Here is a 13060-nt window from a genome sequence, read left to right as displayed (position 1 = left end):
AACACTTTGATGTCGACCATCGTTGTGTCTGAAGCGCCAGCAGGGTCCGGGTCTTCCCGAGGCTTCCGCTTCGCCATGTTGCTGCCGGGCGGACTGGTCACCTTCTTCCTGATCCTGTTCGCCCTCGGCTTGGTGCTGTTCCTCGCCTTCCGCGGCAATGACGGTTCGCTGCTCGGCGCCGGTTTCACGGTGGGCAATTTCATCACCGTGGTCTCCGATCCGCTGTACTGGACGGTGACGCTGCGCTCGCTGGTGATTGCCGGCCTAGTGACGCTGGCAACTGTCGTCACCGCCTATCCCGTCGCCTACTATCTCGCCTTCCATGCCGGCCGCCGCCGTGGACTGCTGCTTTTCCTGGTGACCCTGCCGTTCTGGACCAGCTATCTCCTGCGCGTCTTCGCCTGGAAGATCGTGCTGGCATACAACGGCGTGTTGAACTCGGCGCTGATCGAAAGCGGCATCTGGTCGGAACCGACGCTGGCCTTCCTCAACACGCCCGCTGCGGTCGTCGTCACCTTGGCGCACGCCTACGCGCCGTTTGCCATCCTGCCGATCTATGTAGCGCTCGACACCATTCCGAAATCGCTGCTCGAAGCCGCGTCCGATCTTGGCGCCAGACCCTTCACTACCTTCCGCCGCGTTGTCTTGCCCAATTCGATGCCGGGCGTGCTGGCGGCAGCCCTGGTCGTCTTTGTGCCGACGGTCGGCGACTATGTCACGCCGGCTATGGTCGGCGGCCCGGCCAGCACCATGATCGGCACACTGATCCAGTCGCAATTCGGCAAGGCCAATGATTGGCCGTTCGGCGCAGCACTCTCGGTCTGCGTGATGCTGGTCATCCTGTGCGTGGTGCTGGTCGCGCGGTCTGCCGACCGCAAATTCGGCAGTCGGACATGAGCGCGGCGCGCACGGAAGGCGGTCGCTGGCTAGGCGTTTACGTCATCGCCTACTTGGTGTTCCTCTATCTGCCGGTCCTGTTGATCCCGCTGTTCTCCTTCAACAATTCCATCCAGGCAGCGTTTCCGCTGCAGGGTTTTACGCTCGAATGGTATGCCACGCTCTATGGCAATCCGGCGCTGTCCGGCGCGCTTTTGAACAGCCTCGTCATCGGCGTCGTGGCCGCTGCCGGCGCGACGCTCTGCGGCATAACCGTCTCCTACATGGACCTCTATGGTCGCTCGCCGCTGGCCGCCACCATCAGCGCCATCTCTAGGCTGCCGATCCTGATCCCCGGCGTCATCGTCGGCATATCGCTGCTTATTCTCGTCAACCTCATCGGCCTCGGCCCGTCGCGCATCGCCATCGTTCTCGGCCACATACTGGTGGCGCTTCCGACGACGGTGGTGATCATGCGCAGCCGCTTTGCCGCCATCCCGAAAACCATTCGCGAGGCGGCGCTCGATCTCGGCGCTTCCGACTGGACGACGTTCCGGCGGGTGATGCTGCCGCTCAGCCTGCCAGCGATCATTTCGGCCTTCATGCTGGCGTTTCTGATTTCCTTCGACGAATTCATCGTCGTCTTCTTCCTCGCCGGCACCGAGCCGACGCTGCCGCTCTACATCTGGAGCCAGCTGCGATTTCCCCGCTCGCTGCCGACCGTGATGGCGCTGGGGACTGCGATCCTCACCGTGTCTTTCATCATCGCCGGCACAGCCGAATTGCTGCGCCACCGTGGCCTCAATGCAGCCCGGCGGCCGGCGCCTGCCAATCCAGCCTGAAACCATAACAAGAGAGGAGAATCGAAATGGCATTCGACCTGAAATCGATCACCGGAAAGACAGCCCGCACCGGGCTTGCAGCCCTTGCAATCGTCCTGTCGTCGACCGTCGCCTTCGCCGCCGACAAGCTGCAATATTTCACCTGGTCGGGCTATGAACTGCCCGACTTCAACAAGAGCTTCCTAACAGCCCATCCCGATGGCGTCGAGGCCTCGATCTTCGGCGACGACGACGATGCCTTCACCAAGGTCAAGGCCGGCTTCCGCCCCGATATCGCCCATCCCTGCTACGACAAGGTGGCGCGCTGGAACAAGGAAGGCCTGCTGCAGCCGATCGACACCAAGCGCATCAAGAACTGGGATTCGATTTTCCCAGTGTTCAAGAACCTGCCCGACATCCAGGCCGGCGACGACAAGGTCTGGATGGTGCCGTGGGACTGGGGCAACACCTCGATCCTCTACCGCACCGATCTGGTCAAGAACCCGGAAGCGAGCTGGAACCTTCTGTGGGACAAGCAATATGCCGGCCGCATGGCGACCATCGATGCCGTGCATGACACGCCGATCGTTGCCGCACTGCTCGCCGGGGTCAATCCGTTCGACATGACGCCGGCTGAGATGGACAAGGTGGCGGAAAAACTGCGCGAGCAGCGTCCGTTGCTGTCCAGCTACACCACCGACATGACCTCGGTCGAACAGGCACTGGCCAGCGGCCAGCTGGTCGCCGCCATGACCTGGAACGCGTCGGCCACCTCGCTGAAGAAACAAGGTGTGCCGGTCGAGTTCATGAAGCCGAAGGAAGGCATGCTGACCTGGGCCTGCGGCTTCGTCATGCTCAAGGACGCCAAGAATGTCGACCTCGCCTATGACTTCATCAACAGCCGGCTCGACGCCGACTCGGGTAAGTACCTGATCCAGTCCTACGGCTATGGCAGCTCGCTCAGCACCGCCTTCGCCGGCGTGGCGAAGGACGAACTGGACAAGCTGCAATTGCCGGCGGACCCCGAAGTGATGCTGAAGAGCACCATCTTCACCGGCCCGATGAAGCAGAATGACGATGTGGCGAAGATGTTCGAGAAGGTGAAGGCGGGCGGGTAAAGCTCCCCCTTCTCCCCTTGTGGGAGAAGGTGGATCGGCGCGCAGCGCCGAGACGGATGAGGGGTGCTCCAGCGGAGTGAGACGCTGGCGTTCCCTGGAACACCCCTCATCCGTCGCCTTCGGCGACACCTTCTCCCACAAGGGGAGAAGGGAGAGCCTAGCGGCGCTGCGCCCCGTCGATGTGAGAAGAGAACAAGGACCCACGCATGGACATGCTCGACAACGCAACAGAAAAGCCCAAAGACGATGCCGACATCCGCGTCGGCCGCCGTGTGCGGGCGCTGCGGCTGGAGCGCAATCTGTCGCTGGCCGAGCTTGCGGCCAAGGCCGGCGTGTCGATCGGGGCGCTGAGCCAGATCGAGCGCGGCCTGTCTTCGCTGCGCGTCAAGGTGATCTGGCCGCTCGCTGCCGCACTCGACATCGAGCCCTCGGCGCTGATCACGGACGGCAATGATGCCGGCAACGATCTCTATTGCGTGCGCGCCGACAAGAGGCGGCAGATCCCGGTCAAGTCGGAAGGCATCGCCAAGGCGCTGCTGTCGCCGCCGGGCGCTACGCTGACCGGGCTCCTGGTGACAGTAGAGGCCGATGGTGGCACAGCGGAAGCCTATGCGCATATCGGCCACGAGTTCGGCTACGTCCTGTCGGGCGAGGTCGAGCTGGTGGTGGATTCGACAAAATATGTGCTGAAGAGCGGCGACAGTTTTGCCTTCAAGAGCACGCTTCTGCACGCCTTCCGCAATCCCGGCACCGAGCGCTGCCAGATCCTCTGGGTCAACACCACCAAGCCGTCCGAGGTTCGCGATGGCGCTTGATACTCTGGTACGGTTGGACAAGGTCTCGAAGGTGTTTCCCGGCGGCATTGTCGGGCTCGATGCCGTCGATCTCGACATAATCAGCGGCGAGTTCATCACGCTGCTCGGACCGTCGGGTTGCGGCAAGACCACCAGCCTGCGCGTCATTGCCGGTTTCGAAAGCCCGTCCAGCGGCAAGGTTCTGCTCGACGGCCGCGACATCACCGCGCTCCGGCCCTTCGACCGTCCCGTCAACACCGTGTTCCAGGACTACGCGCTGTTCCCGCATATGAACGTGGCGGAAAATGTCGGCTTCGGCCTGTCGCTGCGCAAACTGTCCGGAGCCGAACAGGCCAAGCGCGTCCGCGAAGCGCTCGACATGGTCGGCCTTGCCGACAAGCTCGGCGCCCGCGTCTCTGAACTGTCGGGCGGCCAGCGGCAGCGTGTCGCGCTTGCCCGCGCCATTGTCTGCGAGCCGCGCGTGCTGCTGCTCGACGAGCCGCTGTCGGCACTCGACGCGCATCTGCGCGAACAGATGCAGGTCGAGCTGAAGCGGCTGCAGTCGCGCCTCGGCACCACCTTCGTCATGGTCACCCACGACCAGACCGAAGCCTTGTCGATCTCCGACCGCATCGTCGTCATGAACAAGGGCCGGATCGAGCAGATCGCGCCGCCGGCGACGCTCTACGACCGGCCGGCGACGAAATTCGTCGCGAGCTTCATCGGCACGATGAACCTGTTGCAATCGCGCTTCCTCGGCCGCGATGGCGACCGCCTGCGCTTTGCCGCTGGCGCGCTCTCGCTGGAGGCAACATCCGAAACCGGCGATACGCCCGCCGAGGGCGCCGAACGCACCATCGGCGTCCGTCCCGAGGATCTGCTGGCCACCACCGACGCCGCCGCCGGCACCGCGCCGGCGCGCGTCAACAGCATCGTCTTCCACGGCCGCACGCTGCGCCTGCATGCTGAACTCGGCCAGGGGCTGCCGGTGGTGATCGACGCCCCGCGCCAGGCCGAGGGCTTTCAATTCAGCGTCGGCGACGTGGCGCATATCAGTTTGCGCCGTGGCGCCAGCTGCCCTATGTTGCCAAGCTAATCCGGCCCTAGATCCAGCGGCTGATCGAGGCCGGCATCAAGGAAGGCGCGACGCTCGTCACCGGCGGCCCCGGCCGGCCGGAGCATCTCAACCGCGGCTATTATTTGCGCCCGACTGTCTTCGGTCACGTCACCCCCGGCAATGGGCTGGCCTCTTGATTTGTTCTCGTTATGTTCTAGATTGATCAATCTTACCAATCTGTCCGGGTGAGATCGGTTATGCGTGAGTTTCCTACATTCGGGACCGCCAAAAATGGCCAGCGCTTCTTCGAATGGAAAGACTTGGAGCGACATTTCGAGGACCGAATATTCTTCGCTATCCTTACCGAGAGGACGATCGCTGGTCCTCTCGCGCGGAAGGCCGTCACTTTGGATCGCGAACTGGGATTGCAAAGCTGGTTTGTTCCGGAAGACCACATCCATATCTCGCTAGTCGGTCTCGGCGACCATGATTTCCGCAAGCGCTGGTAGAAGATGCCTGCCGCATAGGTTCGATGATCGTTGCGAAACCGTTCGAAGCTTCTTTCGATCGCTTGTCGGCTTTTGGCGGAGGTTCACTTGTTCTTCGCGGTGGCAGTGGCAGCAATCCGGCGCTGCAAGAACTCTGGCGCAACCTCACCGCACTGATTTCCGACAGCCCGTTAAAACGCTTTCTCACAAACTCCATTGAACCGCATGTCACGCTGCTTCGGGATGAAGCACGTGTTCCCAAGATCCGGGAGCGATCGATTGACCCAGTCAGCTGGACGGTTCGGGATTTTGTGCTGATCCACAGTCTGATCGGCAAAGGCATCTACAAGGAGCGTGGGCGGTGGCAACTGACCGGTCAGGACGATGCCCAGCCCGCAATGTGATGGCCCCAAATCGTCGTCACATAGCCGTGCTATATTGATCGTCCTGACACGGCTTGTCAGCTGCCGTGCGGACAAAGGTGGCAGGCCGGCAAGCGCTTCCCTACTTCGAGTGAGTCTGAACAGGAGGAACACAAATGACCATCACGGATATTGCCAAGAATTTCACCGAAATGCTCCAGCAGGGCGATCACCTGGGTGCTGGTGAAAAATACAATGCCGATGATATCGTCAGCCTTGAAGCCATGGAGGGGCCAATGGCCATCGCCCGCGGCAAAGAGGCGCTCAGGCAAAAGGGCGAATGGTGGCAAGCGAACAATGAAGTGCATGGCGGCTCGGTCGAGGGGCCTTATGTCAACGGCGACCAGTTCGCAGTGCGCTTCAAGTTTGACATAACGCCCAAGGCGACAGGCGAACGTGTCACTATGGACGAGGTTGGCCTGTACACGGTCAAGAACGGCAAGATCACCGAAGAGCGCTTTTACTACTAAGCCGGAATGCCGCCGGCTCCCGGTTCGCTTGCGCGATTTAAGAATGGCGGCCGGGACACTGTCCTGGCCGCCGGGCGAAAAACTCAAATCGTCTTCACATACTGCGCCAGTTGATCGGCCACCGTGCCCCAGCCGTCGAAGAAACCCATCTCTTCATGGTTGTTGCGGGTGGCCGCATCGCGGTGGATGGCGGTGGCCGTGTAGCGCGTGCCCTTGCCGTCCGGATGCAAGGAAATCACCGCGGTGATGAAGGGCTCGCCCGACGGCCGATAGCCCGGCAGCAGCGCATCCGTCCACACCAGCCGCTCGTTCTCCACGATCTCGAGATAGCAGCAACGGCGGTCGTTGACCTCTGTGCCGTCGGGCGACTGCATGCGGGTGCGAAACAGCCCGCCCGGCCGCAGATCGATCTCGCAATCGGTGATTAGCCAGGGCTTTGGGGTGAACCATTGCTTGACATGCTCCGGCACCGTCATGGCGCGCCACAAGAGTTCGCGCGGCGCGTCGAGCTTGCGCTCCAGCACGAGGTCCAGCCTGGGGTCGGTCTTGAAGGGATAGCTCACTTTTCCTGCTCCTTGAGGCTCATCACATAGGCGTCGAACTGATCGAGGCGGCGCTCCCACAGCGTGCGCTGTTCGGCCAGCCAGTTTTCGGCAAGCTGCAGCGGCTCGGGCGCCAGCTGATAGGTCCTGATACGGCCGATCTTTTCCGATCGCACCAGCCCGCAGCCTTCCAGCACTTTGAGGTGTTCGATGAAGGAGGGCAGCGCCATCTCGAAAGGCTGCGCCAGCTCGCTGACCGAGGCCGGACTGCGGTTCAGCCGTTCGACAACGCGCCGCCGTGTCGGGTCGGCCAGCGCGCGAAAAATGCCGTCGATCGGCGGGGGGGTGGGATTTGCCCTGTGGAGGCTTGGCATGGTCGGTTCCTGAGGTGCCGTTAAAAACTGCGCAAAAATACTTTGGAAATTTCCTTAGTATTGGCAAGCCCTAAAAATGCACAGATGTCGGCCGGGTGCTGGCAAAGCGGGGAGGGCGGTTTTAGGCTGTCTGGCGGATTCGACTGTCAGCCCAAGGGAAGCGCGTTTTGAAGATCACCATGTACGGCATCACCACCTGCGACACGATCAGGAAGGCGCGCACCTGGCTGGAGGGCCACGATGTGCCTTACCGTTTCCACGATTACCGGGCCGAAGGGATAGAGGCTGAAAAGCTGGACGGCTGGATCGGCAACGTCGGCTGGGAAAAGCTGCTCAACAAGGGCAGCACGACGTTTCGCGAGCTGCCGGACAAGGACAAGCAGGGCCTCGACGAGAAGAAGGCCAAGAAGCTGATGCTGGCCAACCCGACCATGATAAAGCGGCCGGTGCTTGAGGTCGGGGATCGGATTTTGGTCGGGTTCAAGGCTGATGTTTATGAGGCGGAAGTGAAGTAGCGCAGCCCCTCACTTCGTCATCCTATGGCGAAGCAAGGAGCGAAGCGACGCGGCGCAGACCATAGGATCCATGCCGTGACCTATGAGCGATGCAACGGTGCAGGTTCTGTGCCCGTTGCAGCCTGAGCGGAGGTCACGGCATGGATCCTCGGGTCAAGCCCGAGGATGACGAAGTCGTTGTGACCTCAGGCCCATTCGCCCTTGCGCATCACCGGCACCTTGCGGCCATCCTTGTGGACGCCGTCTATGTCGATCTTGTCCGAGCCGATCATCCAGTCGATGTGGATGAAACTCTTGTTGCCGCCGCGCTGGGCGATCTCGTCCTGGCTGAGCGAAGCGCCATTGACGAAGCATTTCGAATAGCACTGCCCGAGCGCGATGTGGCAGGCGGCGTTCTCGTCGAACAACGTGTTGAAGAACAGCAAGCCGCTGGCCGAGATCGGCGAGGAATGCGGCACCAGCGCCACTTCGCCGAGCCGGCGCGAACCCTCATCGGTGTCGAGCACCTTCTTCAGCACGTCTTCGCCCTTCGACGCCTTGGCCTCGACGATCCGGCCGTCCTCGAAGCGCACCGAGATGTCGTCGATCAGCGTGCCCTGGTAGGACAGCGGCTTGGTCGAGGAGACATGTCCGGAGACGCGCCGTGCATGCGGCGTGGTGAAGACTTCCTCGGTCGGTATGTTCGGGTTGCAGGTTACGCCGTTCTTGGCCGTCGAGGCGCCGCCCATCCATTCATGGCCGTCGGCCAGTCCGACGGTGAGGTCGGTGCCCGGCCCGGTAAAATGCAGCGCATGGAAATTGTGCTCGTTCAGCCACTCGGTGCGGCCGCGCAGCGCTGCATTGTGCGCCGTCCAGTTTGCGATCGGGTCTTCCACGTCGACCCGCGATGCCGAAAAGATGGCGTCGGCGAGCTTTGCCACGGCAACATCGTCGGCATCGCCAGGAAAGACTTGTTTTGCCCAGGCGAGGTCGGGATAGGCGACGATGTTCCAGTTGATGTCGAAGCCGGTGATCTTTTCCAGCGCCGGCTGGTAGGCCATCGAGTTCGCCTTGTTGGCCCGTGCCACCTTCGAAGGATCTTGCGCCGACAGCAGCGACGGGTCTTCGCCGCGCACCGCAAGCCGCGCCGCATTGTTGGAAAAGGCTTTCGCCATGCCTTCATACATCCAGCCGGCAGCGCGATCGAAGCCCGCGTCCGCGCCATAGCGGAAGCGCGCCAGCGTGATTTCGTCATCATTGAAGATCGGCGTCACCAGCCCGGCGCCGGCCTTGTAGGCGTGTTCGACGATTCGCCTGGTCAACGGCAGCGCCGCAATCGACGAGGTCAGCACCAGGTCCTGGCCCGGCTGCAACTGCAGCCCGACCTTGATGGCGACTTCCGCCAGCCTGTCGAGCTTCACCGGGTCGATGGTTGCGGAAACGCCGCGCGAATGTGTGGTCATGATCCTGCCTGCCTTGGTCTTGGGGGGTGAAGCTTCCAACATAGAGCGGCGCGGCCGCGCTTTCCAGCGCCGTCGCGGCAGCGAGCTTTACGCCGCACTCTCCAGCGCACTGAACTGCGCCACGGTTGCCGCGATCTCCTCGCGGATCCAGATCTTGAAATCGCGCACCTTGCGGCTTTCGGTTTTGGTCGCCGAGGTCACCAGCCAGTAGCCGAGTCCGCTCTGTGCCCGCACGCCGAAAGGCGTGACAAGGCGGCCGTCGGCCAGCGCGTCGGCGGCGAGCAACTGCCAGCCGAGCATGACGCCATGGCCGGCGATCGCCGATTCCAGGCACAGCATAGGGTCGGTGAAGCGCGCCCCCTTGCGGAAGGTCACCGGCTCGACTCCGGCGGCGGCAAACCAGCTCTCCCAGGTGATCATCGCCCGCTCGTCGGTGATGGCGCAGGTCTGCGCAAGGTCGCCGATCGACTTCAATTTTTCTGCGATCGCCGGCGCGCAGACCGGAAACACTTCCTGCGTCAGAAGCAGCTCTGCCCGTCCGCCCGGCCATTTGCCGTCGCCAAGCCGGATGGCGATATCGATGTCTGAGCGCTCGAGATCGGCCAGCCGGACCGAGGCGTCGATGCGCAGGAGCACGTTGGGATGCCGGTCGAAATGCCGCGACAGCCGCGGCAGCAGCCATTTCGAGGCGAAGGCGGGCGCCACCGAAACCACCAGCGTGCACTGGTGTGCCTCGTCGGCAAGCGCCACCGCCTGCGCCAGTTCGCGAAAACCGGCGCCCAGCCTGGCGGAAAACACCGTGCCGAACTCGGTCAGCACCAGCCCGCTTGCCGTGCGTTCGAACAGCGCCTGTCCGAGTTGCTTCTCGGTGCGGTTGATCTGCTGGCTGACGGCGCTCACAGAGACGTTAAGTTCGCCGGCCGCAGCCGCGAGCGAGCCGAGGCGGGCAACGGTTTCGACGGCGCGCAAGCCGTTGAGGTGGACGCGGTTCAGCATAGCCATTTCAGTTTTTCTAAACCGGCTCGGCTGAAATCTCAATTGAAAGGCAGCCCGACAAGGCAGATTTTAGCGGGACAGTCAGACCGAGGAGGCGAGGATGGTGACGCTCCTATCATTGCTCAAGATCTTTGCGGCCGTGGGCGCGCGGCGGGCCCCGCGCCAAAATGGCGATGCCGTCAATTGGGCGACCGATCCGCTGTCTCATCCGGTGCTCGACACCATGTCGGAGCGCGAACTCGGCGACATTCCGTTCCGGCTGACGGCGCGGCGCACCGCCTACGAGACCGGTGCGGTCGGCTGCCACTGAAAATCGCGAACGCGCCAAGAGAGAAAGAGGCGATGCTGTCGACGCCGGCACCGCCCCTCATTGCGCTGAAGGTTTCGCCAACCACCGGCGTTGCAGGAAAGGGCGCTGAGGCGGCCGATTAGCCCCCTTCTCCCCGTTCTACGGGGAGAAGGTGCCGGCAGGCGGATGAGGGGCGGCGCTGACGCAGAAGTTTTCGCGCCAATCCTGTGCAACGGGCGTTTCGCCAAACCTGCTCTGGCCCAATTCAAGCGCATTGTCTCCCCACCGGGCACCCTTATTGTGCGCTGCAATGAACGCCGCGCCGTCACCCCTTCGTCTCGCTCTCGCCGGCATGATCGCCCTGGCGGTCGCCATGGGCATTGGCCGCTTCGTCTACACGCCGATCCTGCCCGGCATGATGGAAGAGCTGCATCTGTCGCCGGCCGATGCCGGCTGGATCGCCTCGGCCAACTATCTCGGCTACCTCATCGGCGCGCTTGCGGCGGCCGGCGGCTGGGCACATGGGCGCGAGCGCATGCTGATGTTTGGCGGCCTTGCCGCAAGTGCTGTGCTCGCCGCCCTGATGGGACTGACCGAGGCGATGACCGCCTTCATCGTCATCCGTTTCCTTGCCGGTCTGGCCAGCGCCTTCGTCATGGTGTTCATGGCCAGCATCGTCTTTGGTCATCTGGCTGCCGCCAACAGAAGCGATCTGCAGGCGCTGCATTTCGGCGGCGTTGGCCTCGGCATCGCGGCGTCCTCGGCGCTGATGGCGGTTCTGGTCACCGACCATGCCGGTTGGCCGGCGGGCTGGCTGTGGTCGGCGGCGATTTCCGCTGGCGGGCTGGTCCTGGTCGCCTTGCTCGCCGGTTCCACCGCACCTGTCAACGGCGTGGCTGGTCGCGAACCGGCGCTGCCCAAGGACCGCTCGCTGGTCAAGGTCATCATCGCCTATGGCCTGTTTGGCTTCGGCTATGTGGTGACCGCAACCTTCCTCGTCGCCATCGTGCGCCAGGGCGGCGGCGGCCGCGTCTTCGAGGCGACCGTCTGGATGGTCACCGGCCTTGCCGGCTTTCCCTCGGTCTGGCTCTGGCAGAAGATATCAGCACGGATCGGGCTTTACGCAGCCTATGCCCTGGGTTGCCTGGTCGAAGTGGTCGGCGTCACCGCCAGCGTCGCCATGGGCGGCGCCATCGGGCCGCTGCTCGCAGGCGTCCTGCTCGGGGGCACCTTCATCGCCATCACCGCGCTCGGCCTGCAGACGGCAAGGCAGCTCGTGCCGCAGGCGCCGCGCCGTATCTTCGCGCTGATGACCGCGTCCTTCGGCATCGGCCAGATCGTCGGCCCTGTCGTCGCCGGCCTGCTGGCGCAGGCCTCGGGCAACTTCTTCCTCGCCTCGATCGTAGCTGCTGCCGTATTGCTGGTATCTGCTGGGGTCACCTGGTCGGCCGCGCCAAAATCGCCATGATTGTGGTCTTGCTCGATGCCGGGCATCGGGCACGGGCATTTGCTTTCCAGCTGATGTGTGACTTTATGCCCGCTGAACGGCAACCCCGCTGATTTGCGCATCGACCGAGGATTTCACCACAGTGTTCGTATCGTTTTTCCCACAGCCGAAGCTGTTTTTCACCTCGGCAGTCGTCTGGATTCTTGCGGCAATTTTGTTTTGGTTTTTTGGTGGAGAGCAGCTAGGTGCTGTTTTTGGATTGCCCCCCACAGCCGAAGGCGTCGACAAGATCATTGGCGTGTCGCTCTTTTGGTCGAAGCCATTTCTTTGGTTTTACATATACTTTGCCGCTATCGTCTTCATTTTCCACGGATTTTGGGCCTGGTACCGACCTCATCCATGGCGGAATTGGTCGATCCTTGGTACCTCACTGATCCTCTTTGTGATCTACTATCAGGTTCAGGTAAACGTCGCTTTCAACGACTGGTATGGCCCTTTCTACGATCTCATTCAGAAGGCCTTGGGCACACCGTTTTCCACGACGCCGTGGGATTTCTATAGCCAGTTGCTGACAATTATGTGGATTGCGCTTCTGGCTGTGACCGTTGGGGCCCTCAATCGGTTTTTTGTAAGTCACTGGATATTTCGTTGGCGCACCGCGATGAACGAATACTACATGACCAACTGGGAAAGGTTGAGGCGCATCGAAGGTGCATCCCAGCGTGTCCAAGAAGATACGATGCGCTTCTCCACCACGATGGAAGATCTGGGCGTAAGCTTGGTCGGGTCTGTCATGACCCTGATAGCGTTCCTTCCTGTGCTGCTGCATCTCTCCCGGAATGTCACGGAACTGCCGATTGTCGGCACAGTGCCTTACTCCCTCGTCGTTGTGGCAATTCTCTGGTCGCTTTTCGGAACCACTTTCTTGGCATTGGTTGGAATCAAGCTGCCAGGGCTCGAATTCCGGACCCAGCGTGTCGAGGCGGCTTACCGCAAAGAACTTGTCTATGGTGAGGATGACGTAAACCGCGCCCAGCCACCAACTGTTGCTGAGCTTTTTAGAAATGTAAGGAGCAACTATTTTCTTAAGTACTTCCACTACTTATATTTCAATATCGCCAGAATATTCTATCTTCAGATTGATAATATATTCCCGTATATTGTCCTTGTTCCCACGATGGTCGCGGGAAAGATTAAGCTCGGTGCTCTGAACCAGATTCTCAATTCCTTTGATCAGGTCCGGTCTTCGTTTCAGTATCTGGTCAATTCCTGGCCAACCATCGTCGAGCTGATCTCAATCTACAAGCGTCTTCGCGCCTTCGAGGCGACGATCCATGGCGAGCCGCTTCCCGACATTGACCGCCGCTTCATGGAGCGGCAGGTACAGGAAGGCGACCCGGCCTGAATGT

General features: G+C 61.8%; 16 protein-coding genes and 1 pseudogene. 13 read left to right on the top strand and 4 right to left on the bottom strand.

Annotated features, from left to right (window positions below):
- Positions 1-9 precede the first annotated feature (9 nt).
- The 9 genes and pseudogenes from AC1DXM_RS24895 to AC1DXM_RS24855 all read left to right on the top strand — a co-directional run bounded on the left by AC1DXM_RS24895 (position 10) and on the right by AC1DXM_RS24855 (position 6046).
- Positions 10-897: an ABC transporter permease gene (locus AC1DXM_RS24895; protein WP_477237136.1), complete on the top strand. Its 888-nt coding sequence runs from the start codon at positions 10-12 to the stop codon at positions 895-897.
- Positions 894-1718 carry an ABC transporter permease gene (locus AC1DXM_RS24890; protein WP_477237134.1) on the top strand — a complete coding sequence of 275 codons (825 nt, stop codon included), beginning with the start codon at positions 894-896 and terminating at the stop codon, positions 1716-1718. The genes AC1DXM_RS24895 and AC1DXM_RS24890 overlap by 4 nt, the downstream gene beginning before the upstream one ends.
- A gap of 26 nt (positions 1719-1744) precedes the next feature.
- Positions 1745-2815, top strand: coding sequence for an ABC transporter substrate-binding protein (locus AC1DXM_RS24885; RefSeq protein ID WP_477237132.1), 1071 nt, complete (start codon positions 1745-1747; stop codon positions 2813-2815).
- Positions 2816-3021: 206 nt separating this feature from the next.
- A complete protein-coding gene (locus AC1DXM_RS24880) occupies positions 3022-3630 on the top strand; it encodes a helix-turn-helix domain-containing protein (RefSeq protein ID WP_477237130.1) in 609 nt (202 codons plus the stop codon).
- Positions 3620-4705 (top strand): ABC transporter ATP-binding protein, encoded by a 1086-nt coding sequence (locus tag AC1DXM_RS24875; protein ID WP_477237128.1) that lies wholly within the window; start codon positions 3620-3622, stop codon positions 4703-4705. Before AC1DXM_RS24880 ends, AC1DXM_RS24875 begins: the two co-directional genes overlap by 11 nt.
- 11 nt (positions 4706-4716) lie before the next feature.
- Positions 4717-4842 (top strand): annotated as a pseudogene (locus AC1DXM_RS24870) (aldehyde dehydrogenase family protein); the annotation flags it as partial.
- A gap of 81 nt (positions 4843-4923) precedes the next feature.
- A complete protein-coding gene (locus tag AC1DXM_RS24865; protein WP_477237126.1) occupies positions 4924-5175 on the top strand; it encodes a hypothetical protein in 252 nt (83 codons plus the stop codon).
- 23 nt (positions 5176-5198) lie between these two features.
- Complete coding sequence (locus AC1DXM_RS24860; protein ID WP_477237124.1) at positions 5199-5558, top strand: 2'-5' RNA ligase family protein; 360 nt, start codon at positions 5199-5201, stop codon at positions 5556-5558.
- Positions 5559-5692: 134 nt separating this feature from the next.
- Positions 5693-6046, top strand: coding sequence for a SnoaL-like domain-containing protein (locus tag AC1DXM_RS24855; protein ID WP_477237122.1), 354 nt, complete (start codon positions 5693-5695; stop codon positions 6044-6046).
- Positions 6047-6129: 83 nt separating this feature from the next.
- Here AC1DXM_RS24855 and AC1DXM_RS24850 read toward each other — a convergent pair whose 3' ends face one another.
- Both AC1DXM_RS24850 and AC1DXM_RS24845 read right to left on the bottom strand, forming a co-directional pair.
- Positions 6130-6609 (bottom strand): SRPBCC family protein, encoded by a 480-nt coding sequence (locus AC1DXM_RS24850; protein WP_477237120.1) that lies wholly within the window; start codon positions 6607-6609, stop codon positions 6130-6132.
- Positions 6606-6962, bottom strand: coding sequence for an ArsR/SmtB family transcription factor (locus AC1DXM_RS24845; protein WP_477237118.1), 357 nt, complete (start codon positions 6960-6962; stop codon positions 6606-6608). The genes AC1DXM_RS24850 and AC1DXM_RS24845 overlap by 4 nt, the downstream gene beginning before the upstream one ends.
- Positions 6963-7129: 167 nt before the next feature.
- Between AC1DXM_RS24845 and AC1DXM_RS24840 the strand changes: the two genes are divergently transcribed.
- Positions 7130-7477 carry an ArsC family reductase gene (locus tag AC1DXM_RS24840; protein ID WP_477237116.1) on the top strand — a complete coding sequence of 116 codons (348 nt, stop codon included), beginning with the start codon at positions 7130-7132 and terminating at the stop codon, positions 7475-7477.
- A 185-nt stretch (positions 7478-7662) separates the two neighbouring features.
- Here the strand turns inward: AC1DXM_RS24840 and AC1DXM_RS24835 are convergent, their stop codons facing one another.
- A complete protein-coding gene (locus tag AC1DXM_RS24835) occupies positions 7663-8919 on the bottom strand; it encodes an aminopeptidase (protein WP_477237114.1) in 1257 nt (418 codons plus the stop codon).
- A gap of 87 nt (positions 8920-9006) precedes the next feature.
- Positions 9007-9921, bottom strand: coding sequence for a LysR substrate-binding domain-containing protein (locus tag AC1DXM_RS24830; RefSeq protein ID WP_477237112.1), 915 nt, complete (start codon positions 9919-9921; stop codon positions 9007-9009).
- Between the two features lie 94 nt (positions 9922-10015).
- On the opposite strand from AC1DXM_RS24830, the gene AC1DXM_RS24825 reads away from it, so the two are divergent.
- The 3 genes from AC1DXM_RS24825 to sbmA all read left to right on the top strand — a co-directional run bounded on the left by AC1DXM_RS24825 (position 10016) and on the right by sbmA (position 13056).
- A complete protein-coding gene (locus tag AC1DXM_RS24825) occupies positions 10016-10225 on the top strand; it encodes a hypothetical protein (RefSeq protein ID WP_436258819.1) in 210 nt (69 codons plus the stop codon).
- Positions 10226-10514: 289 nt separating this feature from the next.
- A complete protein-coding gene (locus tag AC1DXM_RS24820; protein ID WP_477237110.1) occupies positions 10515-11672 on the top strand; it encodes a YbfB/YjiJ family MFS transporter in 1158 nt (385 codons plus the stop codon).
- Between the two features lie 121 nt (positions 11673-11793).
- Entirely contained in the window at positions 11794-13056 is a 1263-nt protein-coding gene (gene sbmA / locus AC1DXM_RS24815; RefSeq protein WP_477237108.1) for a peptide antibiotic transporter SbmA, read from the top strand.
- Positions 13057-13060: the final 4 nt, after the last annotated feature.

The organism is Mesorhizobium sp. P3_A2 (assembly GCF_056403115.1).
Note: the sequence above shows the minus strand (reverse complement) of the source record. Positions and strands in the feature narration are given on the sequence as shown.